At 71.4% G+C, this 18,606-nt stretch carries 17 protein-coding genes; 4 read left to right on the forward strand and 13 right to left on the reverse strand.

What is annotated here, in order from left to right:
* Positions 1–177: 177 nt before the first annotated feature.
* The 6 genes from ACIPV1_RS01210 to aceE form a co-directional block, all read right to left on the reverse strand.
* Positions 178–1,422 carry a beta-ketoacyl synthase gene (locus ACIPV1_RS01210; RefSeq protein ID WP_123292578.1) on the reverse strand — a complete coding sequence of 415 codons (1,245 nt, stop codon included), beginning with the start codon at positions 1,420–1,422 and terminating at the stop codon, positions 178–180.
* A gap of 83 nt (positions 1,423–1,505) precedes the next feature.
* Positions 1,506–1,754 (reverse strand): acyl carrier protein, encoded by a 249-nt coding sequence (locus ACIPV1_RS01215; protein ID WP_017886710.1) that lies wholly within the window; start codon positions 1,752–1,754, stop codon positions 1,506–1,508.
* Positions 1,755–1,874: 120 nt separating this feature from the next.
* Positions 1,875–2,879: a beta-ketoacyl-ACP synthase III gene (locus ACIPV1_RS01220; protein WP_402725609.1), complete on the reverse strand. Its 1,005-nt coding sequence runs from the start codon at positions 2,877–2,879 to the stop codon at positions 1,875–1,877.
* Positions 2,876–3,817, reverse strand: a complete 942-nt coding sequence (locus ACIPV1_RS01225; protein WP_123938255.1) for an ACP S-malonyltransferase — start codon at positions 3,815–3,817, stop codon at positions 2,876–2,878. The genes ACIPV1_RS01220 and ACIPV1_RS01225 overlap by 4 nt, the downstream gene beginning before the upstream one ends.
* A gap of 78 nt (positions 3,818–3,895) precedes the next feature.
* A complete protein-coding gene (locus ACIPV1_RS01230) occupies positions 3,896–5,110 on the reverse strand; it encodes a CdaR family transcriptional regulator (protein ID WP_111085717.1) in 1,215 nt (404 codons plus the stop codon).
* A 37-nt stretch (positions 5,111–5,147) separates the two neighbouring features.
* Positions 5,148–7,892, reverse strand: coding sequence for a pyruvate dehydrogenase (acetyl-transferring), homodimeric type (aceE, locus tag ACIPV1_RS01235; RefSeq protein ID WP_123292581.1), 2,745 nt, complete (start codon positions 7,890–7,892; stop codon positions 5,148–5,150).
* Positions 7,893–8,133: 241 nt separating this feature from the next.
* Between aceE and ACIPV1_RS01240 the strand changes: the two genes are divergently transcribed.
* Positions 8,134–8,622: a peroxiredoxin gene (locus ACIPV1_RS01240; protein ID WP_111085695.1), complete on the forward strand. Its 489-nt coding sequence runs from the start codon at positions 8,134–8,136 to the stop codon at positions 8,620–8,622.
* Positions 8,623–8,675: 53 nt separating this feature from the next.
* Positions 8,676–9,602 carry an alpha/beta fold hydrolase gene (locus ACIPV1_RS01245; RefSeq protein WP_402725610.1) on the forward strand — a complete coding sequence of 309 codons (927 nt, stop codon included), beginning with the start codon at positions 8,676–8,678 and terminating at the stop codon, positions 9,600–9,602.
* 174 nt (positions 9,603–9,776) lie between these two features.
* Here the strand turns inward: ACIPV1_RS01245 and ACIPV1_RS01250 are convergent, their stop codons facing one another.
* From ACIPV1_RS01250 to ACIPV1_RS01270, 5 genes are all read right to left on the reverse strand, one after another.
* Positions 9,777–11,363, reverse strand: coding sequence for an alpha/beta fold hydrolase (locus ACIPV1_RS01250; protein ID WP_131920444.1), 1,587 nt, complete (start codon positions 11,361–11,363; stop codon positions 9,777–9,779).
* Positions 11,360–12,328: an amino acid--[acyl-carrier-protein] ligase gene (locus tag ACIPV1_RS01255; RefSeq protein WP_402725611.1), complete on the reverse strand. Its 969-nt coding sequence runs from the start codon at positions 12,326–12,328 to the stop codon at positions 11,360–11,362. The genes ACIPV1_RS01250 and ACIPV1_RS01255 overlap by 4 nt, the downstream gene beginning before the upstream one ends.
* On the reverse strand, positions 12,325–13,500 hold the full coding sequence (locus ACIPV1_RS01260; RefSeq protein ID WP_207895428.1) for an acyl-CoA dehydrogenase family protein: 1,176 nt from the start codon (positions 13,498–13,500) through the stop codon (positions 12,325–12,327). Before ACIPV1_RS01260 ends, ACIPV1_RS01255 begins: the two co-directional genes overlap by 4 nt.
* Positions 13,497–13,805 (reverse strand): acyl carrier protein, encoded by a 309-nt coding sequence (locus tag ACIPV1_RS01265; RefSeq protein ID WP_402725612.1) that lies wholly within the window; start codon positions 13,803–13,805, stop codon positions 13,497–13,499. The genes ACIPV1_RS01260 and ACIPV1_RS01265 overlap by 4 nt, the downstream gene beginning before the upstream one ends.
* A 124-nt stretch (positions 13,806–13,929) precedes the next feature.
* Positions 13,930–14,307 (reverse strand): holo-ACP synthase, encoded by a 378-nt coding sequence (locus tag ACIPV1_RS01270; RefSeq protein WP_402725613.1) that lies wholly within the window; start codon positions 14,305–14,307, stop codon positions 13,930–13,932.
* A gap of 103 nt (positions 14,308–14,410) precedes the next feature.
* Here ACIPV1_RS01270 and ACIPV1_RS01275 point away from each other — a divergent pair, with 103 nt between their 5' ends.
* Complete coding sequence (locus ACIPV1_RS01275; protein ID WP_402725614.1) at positions 14,411–15,448, forward strand: hypothetical protein; 1,038 nt, start codon at positions 14,411–14,413, stop codon at positions 15,446–15,448.
* On the forward strand, positions 15,445–17,028 hold the full coding sequence (locus ACIPV1_RS01280) for a phenylacetate--CoA ligase family protein (RefSeq protein WP_402725615.1): 1,584 nt from the start codon (positions 15,445–15,447) through the stop codon (positions 17,026–17,028). Before ACIPV1_RS01275 ends, ACIPV1_RS01280 begins: the two co-directional genes overlap by 4 nt.
* 21 nt (positions 17,029–17,049) lie before the next feature.
* On the opposite strand, the gene ACIPV1_RS01285 is transcribed toward ACIPV1_RS01280, so the two are convergent.
* Positions 17,050–17,601 (reverse strand): hypothetical protein, encoded by a 552-nt coding sequence (locus tag ACIPV1_RS01285; protein WP_402725616.1) that lies wholly within the window; start codon positions 17,599–17,601, stop codon positions 17,050–17,052.
* Positions 17,598–18,578, reverse strand: coding sequence for an aldo/keto reductase (locus tag ACIPV1_RS01290; RefSeq protein WP_131920437.1), 981 nt, complete (start codon positions 18,576–18,578; stop codon positions 17,598–17,600). Before ACIPV1_RS01290 ends, ACIPV1_RS01285 begins: the two co-directional genes overlap by 4 nt.
* Positions 18,579–18,606: the final 28 nt, after the last annotated feature.

The raw sequence follows: 18,606 nt of genomic DNA on the forward strand, positions 1-18,606 counted from the left end.
CCGTTTCGCGAAAGCGACACTGTGCCGCAAACATTCGGCCGCAGACTGTCGCTTTGGCGGTGCGGTCGTGAACGTGTGGCCGCGAACTGTCGCCTTCGCGGCACTGAAGCCGGCAACACACATGACGGAAGCCCGCCCCGACGACGCGGGACGGGCCTCCTGGCAGGGTGTGACGGATCAGACGCTGCGGAACGCGACCACGGCGTTGTGGCCGCCGAAACCGAACGAGTTGCTCACCGCGAGGAGGTCGCCGTCGGGCAGCGCGCGCGGCTCGCGCGCGACGTCCATGACGATCTCCGGGTCCTGGTCGTTCAGGTTGATCGTCGGCGGCGCGACACGGTTGTGCAGCGCGAGGACCGTGAACGCGGCCTCGATCGCACCGGCGCCACCGAGCAGGTGCCCCGTGGACGCCTTGGTCGCCGACACGACGATGTCGTCGAGGTGGTCCCCGAAGACGCGACGCATGGCGTGGTACTCGGCGACGTCGCCGACCGGGGTCGAGGTGGCGTGCGCGTTGACGTGCACGACGTCCTCGCGGCTGGCTCCGGCGTGGTCGAGGGCCTGCAGGACCGCACGGGCGGCCGCGCTGCCCTCGGGGTCCGGTGCCGTGATGTGGAACGCGTCCGAGGTGATGCCGGCGCCGGCGACCTCGGCGTAGATGGTCGCACCGCGGGCCTCGGCGTGCTCCTTCGACTCGAGGATGAGCGCCGCGGCGCCGTCACCGAGGACGAAGCCGTCACGGGTGACGTCGTACGGACGCGACGCGGTCTCGGGGGAGTCGTTGCGGCGCGACAGGGCCTGCATCGCCGCGAACGCCGCCAGGGGCAGCGGGTGCAGTGCGGCCTCGGCGCCACCGGTGATGACGATGTCGGCGTCCCCGTCGGCGACGTGGCGGTACGCCTCGGCCAGGGACTCGGTCGACGAGGCGCACGCCGACAGGTAGGTGCGGGCGCCACCACGGGCGCCGAACTCCATCTCGATGGCAGCGGCCGGACCGTTCGCCATGAGCATCGGGACCGTCATCGGCAGGACCCGACGCGGGCCCTTCTCGCGCAGGGTGTCCCAGGCGTCGAGCAGGGTGTTCACGCCGCCGATGCCGGTCGCCCAGTCGACGATGAGGCGCTCGGGGACGACGGACTCGGCGTCGATGCCGGCGTCGGCCCACGCCTCACGCGCCGCGACGAGCGACAGCTGCGACGAGGGGTCCAGGCGCTTCGACTCGGGGCGGGTGAGCTGGTCGGTGAGGAACCGACGTGCCTGGCCGGCGAACTCCACGGGGAGTTCGAGCTCGGCGTAGCGCGGGTCCTCGATGCGGGTGATGCCGGACTTGCCGGCGAGCAGCGCGTCCCACGTTTCCGGGGCAGTCGCGGCGAGGGGTGAGATCGCACCGATCCCGGTGACGACGACGGTCTTCTTGGTCATGGAACGACGGTTCTTTCGTTGGGGAACAAGATGAGCGCCGCGGCCGACGGTGACCGCTGGCCGCGGCGCTCAGGAAGCTCGTGTCAGGCCTGGGCCTTGACGATGTAGTCGACCGCGTTGCCCACGGTCTTGAGGTTCTTGACCTCTTCGTCCGGGATCTTCACGTCGAACTTCTCCTCGGCGTTGACCACGATGGTCATCATCGAGATGGAGTCGATGTCGAGGTCGTCCGTGAAGGACTTGTCGGCGGCGACGGTGTCGGTGGCGATACCGGTCTCGTCGTTGATCAGCTCGGCCAGGCCGGCGAGGACTTCTTCGTTGGACAGGGCCATGAGTTTCTCCTTGAGGGGGGTGTCGTTTGACCGTGGACCAGCCTAGGGCACGCAGCGTGCTCGCGCCCGGAGACTCGTCGGGGTGGTCGCTGGCCGCGCGGGATGCGCGGCCGGGTGGGATCAGGGCAGGACGACGACCTGGGCGCCGAACACGAGCCCGGCACCGAAGCCGATCTGCAGGGCGAGCCCGCCGGACAGCTCGGGGTGTTCCTCGAGCAGGCGGTGGGTGGCGAGCGGGATGCTCGCGGCGGAGGTGTTGCCGGTGGTGGTGATGTCACGGGCGATCGTGACCGACTCGGGCAGGCCGAGCTGCTTCGCGAACTCGTCGATGATGCGGATGTTCGCCTGGTGCGGCACGAACGCCGAGAGGTCCTCCGGTCGGACACCGGCGGTCTCGAGCGCTTCGCGGGCGACCTTCACCATCTCCCACACGGCCCAGCGGAAGACCGTCTGGCCCGCCTGGCGCATGGTCGGGCGGGGCGCGCCGGCCTCCCACTCGTTGTAGGTCGCCGTCATGCCGATGGCGTCCCACTTCGAGCCGTCCGAGCCCCAGATGGTCGGGGCGATTCCGGGGAAGTCGCTCGGGCCGACGACGGCCGCGCCCGCACCGTCGCCGAGCAGGAACGAGATCGAGCGGTCGGTCGGGTCGACGACGTCGCTGAGCTTCTCGGCACCGACGACCAGGACGTGGTCGGCGAGGCCGGACTTGATGAACGAGTCGGCCTGGGCGATGCCGTAGGCGTACCCGGCGCACGCGGCGCTGATGTCGTACGCGGCGGCGGGCGTCGCGCCGATTCGCTCGGCGAGCAGCGACGCGATCGACGGGGTCGCGACGGTGTGCGTCACGGTGCTGACCAGCACGACACCGATCTGGTCGGGGGACAGGCCGGCCTTCTCGATCGCCTCGCGCGCGGCGGCCTCGGCGAGGTCGACGGCCTCGACGTCCTTGCCGGCACGCTTGCGCGTGATGATCCCGGTGCGCTGGCGGATCCACTCGTCGGACGAGTCGATCGGGCCGACCAGGTCGTCGTTCGGCACGACGTTCTCGCCGCGGGCGGCGCCGAAGGCCAGGATCCGGGTGAACTCGTGGCCGCGGCGCTGGGAGAGTGCGGGACGTTCGGTCATGCGGTGGCGTCTGCTTCCTGGTCTGCGCGCTGCAGCAGGTCGATCGCTGCGGGCAGGTCCTCGGGGGTCTTGATGGCGACGGACGGCGTACCGCGCAGGCCGCGCTTAGCGAGCCCGACCAGGGCGCCGGCCGGCGCGAGCTCGATGATGCCGGTGACGCCGGCGGCCCCGAACGACTCCATCACGGCGTCCCAGTGCACGGGGCTCGCGATCTGCTGGACCATCAGGTCGACGAACCGGCGACCGTCGTCGACCCGTGAACCGTCGGCGTTGGTCCAGATCGGCAGGGTCGGGTCGTGCACCGTGGCGGCCGCGGCGACCGGGGCCACGCGCTCGACCGCGGGGGCCATGAAGTGGGTGTGGAACGCACCGGCGACCGCGAGCGGGACCACGCGGGCCTTGGCGGGCGGGTCCGCCACGAGCGCGGCGATGCCGGCGGCCGTGCCGGCGACGACGGTCTGGCCGCCGCCGTTGTGGTTCGCGGGGACGAGCCCGTGGGACTGCAGTGCTGCGGCGACCGCGTCGGCGTCGCCACCGAGCACGGCGGCCATCGAGGTCGCTTCGAGGGCAGCGGCGTCCGCCATGGCCCGGCCTCGCTCGGCGACGAGCGACACGGCGTCGGTCGGCTCGAGGACCCCGGCGACCGCGGCGGCGGTGAACTCGCCGACCGAGTGCCCGGCGACCCCGCCGACGAGCGCACGGCGGCCGTCGGCCAGCAGCGCGTCGGCGGTCACGAGACCGGCGGCGACGATGAGGGGCTGCGCGAGTGCGGTGTCCTTGATGGTGTCCGCGTCCGACGTGGTGCCGTGTGCGGCGAGGTCCACCCCGATCGACTCGGACCACTGCCCGACACGTTCACGAACGGCGGCGTCCTCGAGCCAGGGGGCGAGGAAGCCGGGGGTCTGGGAGCCCTGTCCGGGCGCGACGACGACGATCACCGGACAATCCTGTCGCTCATGCACCGCGGGGCCCGTGTGGGCTTCCCACACGAAACCCCGCGTGACATTGTCGGTTCCCTACCGGCGAGGGGTGATGCGGCGACGACCCGTGGCCGATTCGGACATCGCGCCGAGGATCAGGGCCGACTGCACGATCAGGGCGTCCCGAGCGTGCGTGGCGTCCCACCCGATGATGTCCGCGACGCGGCGCAGGCGGTAGCGGACGGTGTTCGGGTGCACGAAGAGCTCGCGCGCCGTGGCCTCGAGCGACCGACCGGTGTCCAGGTAGCACCACAGGGTCTGCAGGAGCTCGGTGGACTGGTCCTTGAGCGGCACGTAGATCCGCTGCACCAGGGCGGACCGGGCGAGCGGGTCGCCGGCCAGGGCACGTTCGGGCAGCAGGTCGTCGGCCAGCGCCGGACGGGGGACCCCGCGCCATGCCCGCGCGACGGCGAACCCGGCGAGGGCTGCCTTCGCGCTGGTCGAGGCGTCGACGACCCCGGGGACCTCGTTGCCGAGCACCAGGTGGCCCTCGCCGAACAGCGGTTCGAGGGCCTGCGCGATGGCGGTGAACGAGACCGGGTCCTCTCCTTCGGGGACGTCGTCCCGCGGGGTCGAGCGCCCGATCACCACGACGAGCCGCGAGCCCTGCACGCCGACGAGCACGTCGGCGTCCATGTGGCGGGCGGTGCGGCGGACCTGGTCGACCTCGAGCTGCTTCGGTGCCGTGCCGACGAGCACCGCGACCTCGCCGTGCCCGTGCCACCCGAGGGCGGCGATGCGGGACGGCAGCTCGTCGTCGTACTCGCCCGACAGGATCGAGTCGACCACGAGCGCTTCGAGTCGGGCGTCCCACAGCCCGCGGGCCTCGGCCGCCCGGGCGTAGACGTCCGCCGCCGCGAAGGCGATGTCCCGCGAGTACTTCAGGATCGCTTCCTGCAGCATCTCGTCGTCGGCAGCGCGTTCCTCGACCACGGTCACGACCACGCGGATGAGCTGCAGGGTCTGCTGCAGGCTCACCGAGCGCAGCAGCTCACGCGGGGCCGAACCGAAGACGTCGGCCGCGGCGATCCACGGCGTCGACGCGGTGCCCTCGAGCCAGCTGATGAACGAGGTGATGCCCGCCTGGGCGACGAGGCCCACGGCGGAGCGGCGCCCCGGCGGCATCTCGCTGTACCAGGGGAGGGTGTCCTCGAGCCGCTTGATCGTGGCGGTGGAGAGTTCTCCGGACACCTGACGGAGCCAGGAGAGCGCCCGCTCGCGCGCGCTCTCCTGGCTCTGGGCCTTCGACAGGCCCTCGGTGTCCGGCTGGACGGGCGTCACCTGCTGATCAGCTCTCGCCGCCCGCGCTGCCCGTGGTGCCGGCGGTCACGTCGTGCAGGCGGTACTTGTCGATCGCCTGCTGGACGAGTGCGCCGTCGACCTTGCCCTGGCGGGCGAGCTGCTGCAGCGTCCGCACGACGACCGAGGGGCCGTCGATGTGGAAGAAGCGGCGAGCGGCCGGACGGGTGTCCGAGAAGCCGAAGCCGTCGGCGCCGAGCGTGGCGTAGTCGGTCGGCACGAACGGGCGGATCTGCTCCTGCACCTGGTGCATGAAGTCGCTGACGGCGACGACCGGCCCCTCGGTGGCGAGCAGGCGCTCGGTGACGTACGGCGTGCGCGGCGACTCGTTCGGGTTGAGGAACGCGTGCTGCTCCGCGTCGAGACCGTCGCGGTACAGCTCACCCCAGCTCGTGACGCTCCAGACGTCGGCGGAGACGCCCCAGTCCTCGGCGAGGAGCTGCTGCGCCTCGAGGATCCACGGCACGGCCACACCGGAAGCGAGCAGCTGGGCCTTCGGGCCGTCGTGCTCGCTCGGCTTGAGCAGGTACATGCCCTTGACGATGCCGTCGACGTCGATGCCCTCGGGCTCGGCCGGCTGGACGATCGGCTCGTTGTAGACCGTGAGGTAGTACATGACGTTCGGGTCGCTGTGCTTGGGCGAGCCGTCCTCGTTCGTGCCGTACATCCGGTCGAGGCCGGCCTGCACGATGTGCCCGATCTCGTACCCGTACGCGGGGTCGTACGACACCACGGCGGGGTTCGTCGTCGCGAGGAGCAGCGAGTGGCCGTCGGCGTGCTGCAGCCCCTCGCCCGTCAGCGTCGTGCGACCGGCGGTGGCGCCGATCATGAAGCCACGGGTCATCTGGTCGCCGGCGGCCCAGATGGCGTCACCCGTGCGCTGGAACCCGAACATCGAGTAGAAGACGTAGACCGGGATGAGCGGCTCGCCCTGCGTCGAGTACGAGGTGCCGACCGCGGTGAACGCCGCCATGGCCCCGGCCTCGTTGATGCCGACGTGGATGATCTGGCCCTGCGGGCTCTCCTTGTACGCCAGGAGCAGCTCGCGGTCGACCGAAGTGTAGTGCTGGCCGTTCGGGTTGTAGATCTTCGCCGTCGGGAAGTACGCGTCCATGCCGAACGTGCGCGCTTCGTCCGGGATGATCGGCACCACGCGGTTGCCGAAGTCCGGGGAGCGGAGCAGGTCCTTCAGCAGCCGGGCGAACGCCATGGTGGTGGCGATCTCCTGCTTGCCGGAGCCCTTCTTGACGACCTGGTACTTCGCGTCCTCGGGGAGGGTGATCGAGGTGTACTTGGTCCGACGCTCCGGCACGTAGCCGCCGAGCGCCTGACGACGCTCGTGCATGTACTGGATCGCCTCGTCGTCGTTGCCCGGGTGGTAGTACGGCGGCGTGTAGGGGTTCTCCTCCAGCTGCGCGTCGGAGATCGGGATGCGCATCTCGTCGCGGAACTGCTTGAGGTTGTCGAGCGTGAGCTTCTTCATCTGGTGGGTCGCGTTGCGGCCCTCGAAGCTCGGGCCGAGGCCGTAGCCCTTGACCGTCTTCGCCAGGATGACCGTCGGCTGGCCCTTGTGCTCGGTCGCGGCCTTGAACGCGGCGTAGACCTTGCGATAGTCGTGGCCACCGCGCTTGAGGTTCCAGACCTGGTCGTCGCTGTAGCCCTCGATGAGCTCGAGCGCCTTCGGGTCGCGCCCGAAGAAGTTCTCGCGGACGTACGCGCCGTTCTCGGCCTTGTACGTCTGGTAGTCGCCGTCCGGCGTCTGGTTCATCAGGTTGAGCAGCGCGCCCTCGGTGTCGCGGGCGAGCAGGTCGTCCCACTCACGCCCCCAGACGACCTTGATGACGTTCCAGCCCGCACCGCGGAAGAACGCCTCGAGCTCCTGGATGATCTTGCCGTTGCCGCGCACCGGACCGTCGAGCCGCTGCAGGTTGCAGTTGATCACGAAGTTCAGGTTGTCGAGGCCGTCGTTCGCGGCGACCTGGAGCTGTCCGCGCGACTCGACCTCGTCCATCTCGCCGTCGCCGAGGAACGCCCAGACCTGCTGGTCGGAAGCGTCCTTGATGCCGCGGTTGGTGAGGTACTTGGCCTGCTGCGCCTGGTAGATCGCGTTGATCGGGCCGATGCCCATCGACACGGTCGGGAACTGCCAGAAGTGCGGCATCAGCCGCGGGTGCGGGTACGACGACAGTCCGCCACCGGCGTGGGACTTCTCCTGCCGGAACCCGTCGAGCTGGTCCTCGCCGAGACGTCCTTCCATGTAGGCGCGGGCGTACATGCCGGGAGAGGCGTGGCCCTGGAAGAACACCTGGTCGCCGCCGGACGCGTGGTCCTGCGCGCGGAAGAAGTGGTTGTAGCCGACCTCGTACAGCGCGGCGCTCGACGCGTACGTCGAGATGTGGCCGCCGACGCTGATGCCCGGACGCTGCGCGCGGTGCACCGTGATGGCCGCGTTCCAGCGGATCCACCGGCGGTACCGGCGCTCCAGTTCCTCGTCGCCGGGGAACTCGGGTTCGTTCTCCGGCGCGATGGTGTTCACGTAGTCCGTCGTCGGGACCATCGGCACACCGAGGTGCAGTTCCTTGGACCGCTTGAGCAGGCTCAGCATGATCTCGCGACCGCGCTGGTGTCCGTGGGTCTGGACCAATCCGTCGAGGGACTCACGCCATTCGGCGGTCTCCTGCGGGTCCTGGTCGTTCGCCCCGGTGCTGTACGGGTCCTGGTCGTTCACCGTCACCCTTGACCTCGTTCGTTCTCGTGGTGGTGGACATGGTGGCTCCGGTGGTCGGGTCACGACCGGATGGGGCCCCGTCCACTCTAGGCCCCAGCACCGACGGTGATGCTGATGGTGCGGTGCACGTGGCGGGTGCTTGCATTCGGGTGCGGTCGGCGTAGCATGGCCGATCGTGCACACGCGACCCGCGTGCGCACGGACCCGACGGGTACACCCCACACCCGAGGAAGAAGCACACGTCCCGATGGCTCTCGAGATCGGCTCTCTCGCGCCGGACTTCGAGCTCCCGAACCAGTTCGGTGAGCACGTCCGACTCAGCGACTTCCGCGGCAACCGCCCGGTCGCACTCGTCTTCTTCCCGCTCGCGTTCTCGTCGAACTGCACGAACGAGCTCTGCGCCCTGCAGGACAACGTCGCGATGTTCCAGGACCAGCGCGTCGAGCTGATCGGCATCTCGGTCGACTCCAAGGCGACGCTCCGCTCCTTCGCCGAGCTCAACGGCTACGACTTCGAGCTCCTCGCCGACTTCTGGCCGCACGGCGCGGTCTCGAAGGAGTACGGCGTCTTCCTCGAGCACAAGGGCTTCGCCACCCGCGCGACCTTCGTCATCGACGTGCAGGGCCGCATCAAGGCCTCGATCATCACCGAGCCCGGCCTGCAGCGCGACGTCGCCGAGTACAAGGCCGCGCTCGACCGCCTCGCCGCCTGCACCGCACCCGTCCCGGTCGGCTAGCGTTCCGAATCCCTCCTGCGACGCATCCGCGTCGACAGCGGACAGGAGGCCCGGTGCACGCCATCGACACGGATGCACGTGACCGTGTGGTCACCACCGAGGCCTACGCCCCCTACCCGGTGTCGCCCACGCCCGCCACGTGGCACCTCCGGCGCACCGAGGTCCTGACGCCCGCCGGACCCGTCGTGGTGCACCACCGCCCGGGTCCCGACCCGCTCCTGCTGCTGCACGGCGTCGCGGGCTCCTGGTCGACGTGGACCCCGCTGCTGACCGCGGCGCGCGGCGTCGGTGACCGTGGCCTCGTGCTCGTCGACCTGCCGGGATGGGGATCGTCGCCGGCGCCGAGCGGTGCGTTCGACCTCGACGACGTGACCGTGTCGCTGGTCACGGTGCTGGATGCACTCGGGATCACGACGGTGGACGTCGTCGGGCACTCGATGGGGGCTTTCGTCGGGATGCACCTGGCGGTCGTCGCGCCCCGGCTCGTGCGCTCGGTGGCCCTGGTGTCCGGCACGACCGTCGCGACCGCGGACGCCGCACGGCACCCGCTCCGAGGGCTCCGGACGCTGCCGTCGTTCACCCTGCTGCGTGCGGGCCTGTCGATCACCGGCGAGGCCGCGCGGCAGATGCTCCGGGCGCTGTCCCGCGTCGGGCTGCTGCCGCTGCTCGCCGCGCCGGTGTTCACGCACGTGCGACGCCTCGACCGCAGTGTCCTCGACGCCTTCGTTCGGGAACTCCGGCCGACCCGGTTCACCGACGCGGCGCGGACCGCTGCGGGCTACGACCTCGGCCGCTGGCGGGGGATCACCTGCCCGGTCACCGCGATCGCCGGGCGCGACGACGTGTTCGCGCGCGTCTCGGACCTCGAGGCCCTTCGGGAGCTCGTGCCGCAGGTCCGCACGGTGCTGCTCGACGACTGCGGGCACTTCGCGCACGTCGAGCACCCGGACGCCGTGGCGCGCGAGCTTGCACTCGCCTGACGCTCGCGCGGGCTGTCGTTGCGCGCGCATGTTCCGACGAAGCACGCGTCGATCGACCGGTGGATCGTCGGAACATGCACACGCACCTGATGCGTGCGCACACTGCGACAGACCACGAGTCGATCCGCTCGTGGAACGTCGCTCGATGCACACGCACCGGAGCGGGTCGACGGGTCAGGCGGGGACGGGGAACGTCGCCGCGACGCGGGAGCGCACCTCGGCGCGCACGGCGCGACGCATCACGGGGGAGAACAGCGAGTGGTCGCCGTCCTCGACCCGCACGATCGACACCGAACCGCGCCGACCGACACCGCCGTAGCGGCGCAGGGCCTTCTGTCCGCCGAGCCGGTCGAACAGCGCGGCGTCGTCCGGGGCGGCGATCACGACGACGTCGGTGCCGTGCTCCACGAGCGGCCGGACGTGCTCGACGACGCCGCCGACGCGGTCCCGCCGCGCGATCCACTCGCGCAGGGCCTTCGGCACGACGGCGTTGTACCGCCGACGGACCCACAGTCGACGTGCCGAGGGCGCGTCGACCGCGCGGACGGCGTCCTCGTAGCTGCCGGGGGCCGCCGGCTGCCGGCGGTAGTCGTTCGGGCTGATCTCGACGACCAGGCGCGGAGCCTCGTCCGCCGACCGACCGGCGAGCCACGCGCCGGCGCACATGCCGACGAGCACCAGGCGGTCCGAAGGGGTGCCGAGGTCGGCGACGACGGCGGACTGGTCCTCCACCCACTCCTGGGCGAAGAGGAAGCTGCGTTCGTCCTCGCGCACGCTGGTGCTCTCGCCGGTGGCACGGCGGTCGACCCGGACGACGCGGGCGCCGTCACGCGCGAGGGCACGGGCGAGGTCGACCTGGTAGTCGGTGGCACCGACCCGGTGTTCGGCGGCGCCGTTGTGCAGGACGACGAGCGGGGCGTCGTGGTGCTGGGCGGATGACACGGTCTCGACGGCGAACAACGCGTCGGGGCCGAGGTGGACGATGCGCTCCGACACGCGGCCGTCGACGTCCAGGACCTCGTCGAGCACGGGCGGCACCACCGGCGCCGCAGCGGTCGGCGCCCAGGCGTCGAGCCAGGCGACGGCTCGGTCGACCGCGGCTCCGGGGATCCGGGCGTGGATGCTCGTGCCGTCGAGCAACTCGGCGCTGCCGGGCACCTCGACGGTCTCGACGGGTCCGAGGGCCTTCGGCGCGCGGGTCTCGGGCCGCACCAACGCCACGGTCGGACCGGTGCGCGGCGCGAAGGCGAGGGCGGAGAGCGCCGTCGCCTCGTCGGGTTCGACCTCGATGCCGATCAGGCTCTCGACGCCGTCCACGATCCGCTCGCTGCCGATCGTGATCGTCGCGAGGGCACGTTGCCGACGGAGCCAGCCCCGACCGGACGCCGGGGCGTCCCAGACGAGCAGGGCGTCGGTGTCCTCCGCGGCGGCCGCGGCGACGAGGGCTGCGGAGGCGAGCCCGACGAACGCCACGCGCTGCACTCCCGACGTGCGGAGCACGGCGGCCGCGTGGCGTGCGGACCGGACCTGCGCGTCGGGGTCGGTGTCGGGTGCGCCGTCACCACGTCCGGACGGGTCGTAGCGCACCGAGGCGATACCACGGGCCTCCAGGCGGTCTGCGAGCAGGCGGAGCGTGCGGTACGCGATCACGCCTTCCTGACCCAGTGGCGGGCAGATGACGACGCCGGCCCGCGCCGCGGGCGGCAGCTGCACGGCGGCGCGGACGGCCGGCGAACCGGACCATCCGTGCAGCGTCGTCACAGCTCGAGTGCCGCGCGGACCGACGCCGGCCAGGCGTCGACGTCCGTGCCGTGTGCGGCGAACAGGGCGATGGTGATGCGCTCCAGGCCGAAGGCGATGCAGGCGCTGTGGGCGACCTCGCCGTCGGCGGTGCGGAGGCCGAACGAGGTGCCGAAGTGGTCCTCGTGCAGGTTCGCCGAGCTGATCGCCGTGGTCGGGTGGTCGTCGCCGTAGACCGGCGTGACGAACTCGAACTTGAGCGCCTGCTCGACCTGGTTGCGGGCGAGCATCTGCCCGACGCGGCCGAAGAACGGGTCGTTGGCGGGGACGACGTCGATCTCGAGCCCGAACGACTCGAGCAGCTCGCGCATCACCGGGATCCGGCCGTCGCGGTGCTGCTGGGCCGACGCCGGCGTGCCGATGTGCACGAACTCGTGCATGTGGAAGGCCTGCAGGCGCATCGGGTCGAGCGACGGCTCGCGGCGGAAGGAGTCGCCGACGATGTCGAAGAAGCGGCCCTCCTGCGGGATCGTGTCGCCGACCAGGCCGTACACCGGGTGGCAGACCGCGGGGGTGAGCATGAGGTCGGCGGGCTCGAGGAAGCCCTCCCAGCGCTCACCGCGCTCGCGGGCGGCGAGCAGTGCCTGGTGCGTGCGGTCGTCGCCGGTGAAGCCGGAGATCGACGCGGCGAGGTCCGGGAACGACGCGATGTAGTCGGTGCGCTCGAACGCGGCGAGCGGCTCGACCGGCGGGAACCGCAGCACCTCGGCGTCGAGGTCATGCTGGCTGCGCTCGGCTGCGGCGTCGACGGCCGTGTACACGCGCTCGAACACGCCGGTGCGGCCGTACAGCCCGGGGGAGCCGAGGTCGATGAGCACGCGGTCGGCGAGCAGGCGGGCACGGAGTGCGGCGCGGGCGGCGTCGAGGTCCGGAGCGGTGGGGCTGGTCGTGCTGGTCGTGGTGGTGGTGGGGTCCGTGATGGTCACAGGATCACTCCCGTCATGAGGGCCAGGTCGGCGTCGTTCTTGAGGAGACGGTCGTTGCTCACCATGACGGCGGCACCGTGGGCGTCTCGGAGGTGTCGGGCGATGCTCATCGGACCTGAGGCGGCGTAGCCCGCGATCCCGACGATCCGCATCGCCTTCGTGACGATGTCGGTGACGCGCTCGGACGCCCCGATCTTCAGGGCGTTCGCGGCGAGGGCGTAGGCGCTCGAGGCGAGCACCTCGGGGTCGTCGGCAGCGGCGTCGAACCGCTCGGCGGCGTGCCGGACGGAGTCGGCGAGGGCCTGCAGGTCGACCAGGAGTTCGGCGAGCCGGAGTGCTCCGGGCGGGGTCGTCCCGATCGCGGCGCGGGCCTGCTTGCGGACGGCGGTCCGGGCGCGCTCGCTCGCCGAGGCGGCGATGCCGAGCCACACCGAGGCCCAGAGCACGTGCGAGACCGGCAGGACCGTCTGCGCCGAGATGGCGGCGTAGTCGTCGCGGAACACCCGGTCGACGGTGGTCTCGGTGTCGAGGATCCAGCCGTTGCTGCAGGTCCCGCGCAGCCCCATGGTGTCCCAGGTGGAGGTCTGCGACAGCACCATCGAGTCGGTCCGGCAGATGAGCAGCCGCTGGTCGGAGGCCGGGGCGTCCGGGTCGCGGCGGGCGGTGACGAACACCGCGTCGGCCTCGGTGGCGTACGAGATCACCGGCGCGTCCTTGCGCAGGCGGATCCGGCCGTCGTCGGTGGCCTCGATCGAGCACGTGGAACGACGGGCGTCGCCACCGACCCCGCGCTCCGTCGTGGCCGAGGCGACGAGTGCGCCGTCGCGGACCGCGGCGATGGTCTCGAGCACGCCGGCACCGTCGCCGCCGTGCCGCCAGAGCGCCATGACCTGGCCCTGGTGCATCGCGAAGACCATCCCGGTGGCGGCACAGGCACGCCCGAGCTCGGTGGCGATCGCGGAGAGCTCGGACACCGAGGCGCCCTCGCCACCGTGCTCGGCGGGGACGGCAGCGGCGAGCAGACCGTACTCGCGCATCGCAGCGATGGCCTCGCGCGGCGGACGGGCGTCGCGGTCGACCTCGTCCGCGAACTGCGCAGCGACCGCGGCGACGGCGGCGGCACGCTCGGCGAACCGGTCGACGACCGCGGTCGCCGCCATGGTCAGGGTCACGAGGCGAGCTCCGCAGCGGCCACGATCGACTCGACGGTGGCGAAGGTGGACCGGTTCAGGACCGAGTCGGGGAACTCGACGTCGAGCTCGGACTCGACGGCGAGCATGACGTTCACCGTGGCGTGCGACGACAGCCCGAGCGCGTACAGGTCGGCGATCGAGGCGACGTCCTGCGCGTCCACGGTCAGGCGCCCGTGGTCGGCGAGGGCGCGGCGGACGGCCTGCTCGATCGCCGGGTCGGCGAGCGTCGCGGTCGTGGTCGCCGTCGATGCGGTCGTGCTGGAGAGCTGTGGTTCCTGGTCCATGACGGCAACGATAAGGAAGACCGGGCCTCGGGAAACCGCCGTGCGGGTGCGCGAAACCGCACGGCGTCCGACGCCCCTGTGCGGTGGTACAGGGTGGCGCGGGCGGTGGTGCCGGTGCGCCCCGTCAGCGGTCGGACAGCGCGACCGCCGTCGCCACGGCCAGCCCCCGCTCGTGCGCGAGTGACACCGCGATCGGGCCGCACCCGACCGACTCGGCCAGCGCGGCGGCGGCCCCGGTTAGCTCGACCGTCGGCGCCCCGCGGTCGTCGAGGACGATCGCCACGTCGCGCAGCGGGATCGCCTGTTCCGGCGCGGGGCGGAGGAGCTTCACCACCGCTTCCTTGCCCGCGAACCGTGCCGCCAGACGCTCCGGGTCGTCGCCCGCGTCGGTACGCTCCCGCACGGTGAAGAGCCGGTCCAGGTACCGCTCACCGTGGGCGGAGATGCCCGCGACGACGTCCTCGACCGCGGCGAGGTCGGTGCCGGTCCGGATCGTGCCCATGGCAGCAGGCTACGCAGGTCGCGGCGACCCCGCATGCCGGCAGCGGCATGGGCGTCGGAGGGGGTTCGTATGATCGGTGCCAGAGACCACCGAGGGGGAACCGATGGCATCACCGTGGACCGGCATCATCGAGGACGCGCGACACTACCCGTCGCCGCACAACTCGCAACCGATCGTCGTGCGCGTCGAGGACGACCGCACCGCGACCGTGTTCTACGACCTGCGACGGGGGCTGCCGGCGGAGTCCTTCGGCATCCCGTTCGGGCACGTCTGCGCGGGGGTGTTCCTGGCGGGGCTCGAGGTCGTCGCCCGGGCGCACGGTTTCTCCGTGCAGGAACGGCTCGACCACGCCGAGATGGACTTCGGCCGGCTGGACGGCGCGGCCGATGACGGTCTGCACCGCTTGGGCAGCGTGACCTTGCGTCCGCGGGCGGTCACGGCGGACGACCGGGAGGCCCTGGGTCGCTTCCTCGCGCGGCGCACCTCACGCAGGCCCTACGACGCCACCCTGGTGGACGATTCCGCGATCGAGGCCGCGTCCGCCATCGCGTCGGCAGCCGGGCAGCGCTTCCGCACCACGTCCGACCGGGCGACCGTCGACGAGATCGTGCGGGTGAACCAGGAGACGCTGTTCGACGACCTGCAGCACGACGCCGTGCACGACGAGATCCTGCACTGGCTGCGGTTCTCGAAGCGGCAGGCCGCGACGACCGGCGACGGTCTGTCAGCCGAGACGATGCTCATGCCCGGACCGGTGCTCCGGTTCGCGATGGAGCACCGCGGGCTGTGGGAAGCCCCCGGCGTCGGCGGGGTCTTCAAGCGCGTGTACCTGTCGACCATGCGCGGGGTCCGGCAGCTCGGCTGGCTCGAAGGGCCGTTCCGCACGCCGGCCGAGTACGTCGAGGCCGGCCGGGTGTTCATGCGGATTTGGCTCGAGTTCACCGCGCGGGGGATCGCCCTGCACCCGTTCGGCACCGTGATCACGAACCCGCGGTCGCACGCGGCCTTCGTCGAACAGGCCGGCGTCGACGAGTCCGACGGCCGGATGGCGTGGATGCTGTTCCGCTTCGGGCACAGCGCGCCACCGCCGTTGGCACACCGTAGACCGGCGGCCGCGATGACGGTCGGGGGTGCACGGTGAAGCGCGCGGCGGTGTTCTCGGTCGTCTGGGTCGTCGAGACCTTCGTGGCGCTGTTCATGCCGCGGGTCGGCACCCACAAGCTCCTGCTCACGCCGGGCATCGAACCGCTCCGCTGGACCCTCGGACGCTGGCGTGCCTGGCGGACCGTGGAGCGGGCTGCGAAGCGGGTGCCTGCGTACGGGGCCTTCCTGGCGGAGGCGGGGCGGGCCTCCCGTCCGTTCCGTCTCGACACGCGTGGCGGGATCGCCGCAGCGATCTCGGGGCTGCCCGAGATGGACAAGGAGTCGTACGTCAAGCGGTGGAGCATCCCCGAGCGCTGCGTCGACGGACGGCTGCCACGGCGCGGGGTCGTCGTCGACGAGTCGAGCGGGTCGAGCGGCACGCCGACCAGCTGGGTGCGCGGTCCCGACGAACGCCAGGCCACACGGCAACTGCTGCAGCTCGGGTTCTCGCGCACCGCGAAGGACCTGCCGAAGCAGCCGTTCGTGCTCAACGCGTTCTCGCTCGGGGCGTGGGCAACCGGCATGAACGTGACGGCGTCGCTCACCGAGTCGTCGATGATCAAGTCGATCGGGCCCGACCGCGACAAGATCGTGCAGACGATGCGCGAGTTCGGCACCGACTTCACGTACATCATCTGCAGCTACCCGCCGTTCCTGAAGGCGCTGTTCGAGGACGACCGGATCGACTGGAGCGAGTACACGATCGTCGCGGCGTTCGGTGGCGAGGGCATCAGCGAGAACATGCGCGCCCACATCGAGCAGTACGCACAGGCCGTCCTCGGCTCGTACGGGGCGAGCGACCTGGAGATCAACCTCGGCATCGAGACGCCGTTCAGCGTGCAGCTGCGCCGGGCGATCGCGGCGTCGCCCGAGCTGTCCGCCGCGCTGACGAAGCAGGCCGAGTACGGCGTGCTGCCTATGGTGTTCCAGTTCAACCCGTTCGGGTACCTGATCGAGACGAACGAACTCGGTGAACTCGTCGTCACGATCACCCGGTCCGAGAACATCAGCCCGCGGATCCGGTACAACATCCATGACCGCGGGCACGTCGTGCGGATGCGTCCACTGCGGCAGACGCTCCGCGCACACGGCTTCGACGAACTCGCCGACGCAGCCGAGCTCGACCTGCCGCTGCTGTTCCACTATGGCCGGTCCGACCTGTCCGTCGACTACAACGGCGCGGTCGTCGCACCCGACGTCGTGCGCGACGTGGTCTACGGCGACCCGGAGCTGCTCGAGGCCGTCGAGAACCACCGGCTCATCAGCTACGAGGACGACCGGGGCGACCGCCAGCTGCACATCGCGTTCCAGCTCGCTGCGGGCGCCGGGTCCTTCGACTCGGACGCGGCGCGCCCCGCGGTCATCGCCGAACTGCGGCGGCTGAACAAGGACTTCTCGAACGCGATCCGGACGGCGCCGCCCGGCACGCTGCCGACGGTGGCGTTCTACCCGTACCGGACGGGGCCGTTCCGCGAGGACGGCAAGAAGCTCAAGAACGAGTACGTGTGGCAGTTGCCGGCCGGCTCGGTGGAGCAGTGGGAGCTCGACCTGGCGTGGGTCGCGCCGAAGGAGGCGTGAGCGGGGGCGGTGCGGTGCTCGCTAGCCGTACTGCGGCGGCCAGTCGAACGGGGCTGGCAGGCGCGGGACCTCGCCGATCGTCGTGACGATCAGGACGACCTCGCGCCGGTTCGTCAGCTCGATGGAGCGTGGGTTGCCGATCGTCCGGCGCCCGTCCACCCACACCGTGAGCTCACCGCGCAGGCCACCGACGTGTTCCGGGCCGAGCGAGACGCCCCACTCGTCGAAGAACTGACCGAGCGTGAACGTCTGCTCGGTGGGGGACTCGACGTGCACGATGCCCGAGGTGTCGTGCGTGTGGATCTCGGCGGCGAACTTCCCCCGGTCCGAGTGCCCGATGTTCGCCGGGACCGTCACCGGGGTGTCGCCGTCGAGGATCGTCAGGTGGGTGTGGACGTGCTCGGCGAGCCGCTCGCCCCACACGTTCCGCAGCCCCGCCGCGTCGGCACGGGCGGACAGGTCGGTCGGCCGCGGCCAGGGCGGAGCGTCGCGCGACATCCCCGCCCCCGGCGCTGCGCAGCCCGACAGCAGCAGGAGTGCGGCCACCGCGACCGCGACGACGCGGGTCCTCACCAGCGGTCGTGGACCGTGGCGCGGAACCACGTGTCGTAGAGGTCGCGCACCGTGGCGTCCAGGCCGTCGATCTCCGGCAGGTCGCCGGCCGCCGCGTTCGACCGGGCCTGCTCCGGGTTGCGGGCTCCGGGGATCGCCGCGGTCACGCCGTCCTGCGCGATGACCCAGGCGAGCGCCGCCTGCGGCACCGAGACGGCGTCCGGCAGCGACGCTGCGAAGGTCTGTGCCGCGCGCACGCCGTCGTCGTAGTCCACACCGCTGAACGTCTCGCCCTGGTCGAAGGCCTCGCCGTGGCGGTTGTAGTTGCGGTGGTCGCCCTCGGCGAACGACGTCTCCGTCGTGTACTTGCCGGACAGCAACCCCGAGGCCAACGGGACGCGCGCGAGGATGCCGACCCCTGCCTCCAGGGCCGCCGGCAGCACGCGGTCGAGCGGCTTGAGCCGGAACGCGTTGAGGATGATCTGGACGCTCGCGACGCCGGGCCGGGCGATCGCGGCGAGTGCCTGGTCGGCCGTCTCGACGCTGACGCCGTAGGCGGCGACCGAGCCGTCTGCGACCAGCGCGTCGAGGGCGTCGTACACGGCGTCGTCGCCGATGACCTCGGACGGCGGGCAGTGCAGCTGCACCAGGTCGAGCGTGTCCTGCCGCAGGTTCGTGCGGGAGCGATCGACCCACTCGCGGAAGTTCGCTGCGACGTAGTTCGCCGGGACCTGCTCGGCGCGGCGCCCCATCTTCGTCGTGACCGTCAACGGCACGTCGGGGTTCGATGCGCGCCATGAACCGATGAGCTGCTCGCTGCGACCGTCGCCGTACACGTCGGCGGTGTCGAAGAGCGTGACACCGGACTCGACCGAGGCGTCCATCACGGCGTTCGCGTCCGCTTCGCTCACCGGACCCCAGTCACCGCCGAACTGCCACGTACCGAGACCGATGGGGGAGACTTCGCGGCCGGTGCGACCGAGGGTGCGACTCTGCATGCCGCCGAGCGTAGTCAGCGGGTTCCGG

The sequence above is a fragment of the Curtobacterium sp. NPDC089991 genome (assembly GCF_044748425.1).
Lineage (GTDB): Bacteria > Actinomycetota > Actinomycetes > Actinomycetales > Microbacteriaceae > Curtobacterium.

What these genes read in the sequence shown, in the direction of transcription:
- ACIPV1_RS01210 (WP_123292578.1), bottom strand. Translation starts at nt 1,422, where the DNA reads ATGACCAAGAAGACCGTCGTCGTCACCGGGATCGGTGCGATCTCACCC.
- ACIPV1_RS01240 (WP_111085695.1), top strand. Translation starts at nt 8,134, where the DNA reads ATGGCTCTCGAGATCGGCTCTCTCGCGCCGGACTTCGAGCTCCCGAAC.
- ACIPV1_RS01270 (WP_402725613.1), bottom strand. Translation starts at nt 14,307, where the DNA reads ATGGGCACGATCCGGACCGGCACCGACCTCGCCGCGGTCGAGGACGTC.
- ACIPV1_RS01215 (WP_017886710.1), bottom strand. Translation starts at nt 1,754, where the DNA reads ATGGCCCTGTCCAACGAAGAAGTCCTCGCCGGCCTGGCCGAGCTGATC.
- ACIPV1_RS01265 (WP_402725612.1), bottom strand. Translation starts at nt 13,805, where the DNA reads ATGGACCAGGAACCACAGCTCTCCAGCACGACCGCATCGACGGCGACC.
- ACIPV1_RS01220 (WP_402725609.1), bottom strand. Translation starts at nt 2,879, where the DNA reads ATGACCGAACGTCCCGCACTCTCCCAGCGCCGCGGCCACGAGTTCACC.
- ACIPV1_RS01290 (WP_131920437.1), bottom strand. Translation starts at nt 18,578, where the DNA reads ATGCAGAGTCGCACCCTCGGTCGCACCGGCCGCGAAGTCTCCCCCATC.
- ACIPV1_RS01275 (WP_402725614.1), top strand. Translation starts at nt 14,411, where the DNA reads ATGGCATCACCGTGGACCGGCATCATCGAGGACGCGCGACACTACCCG.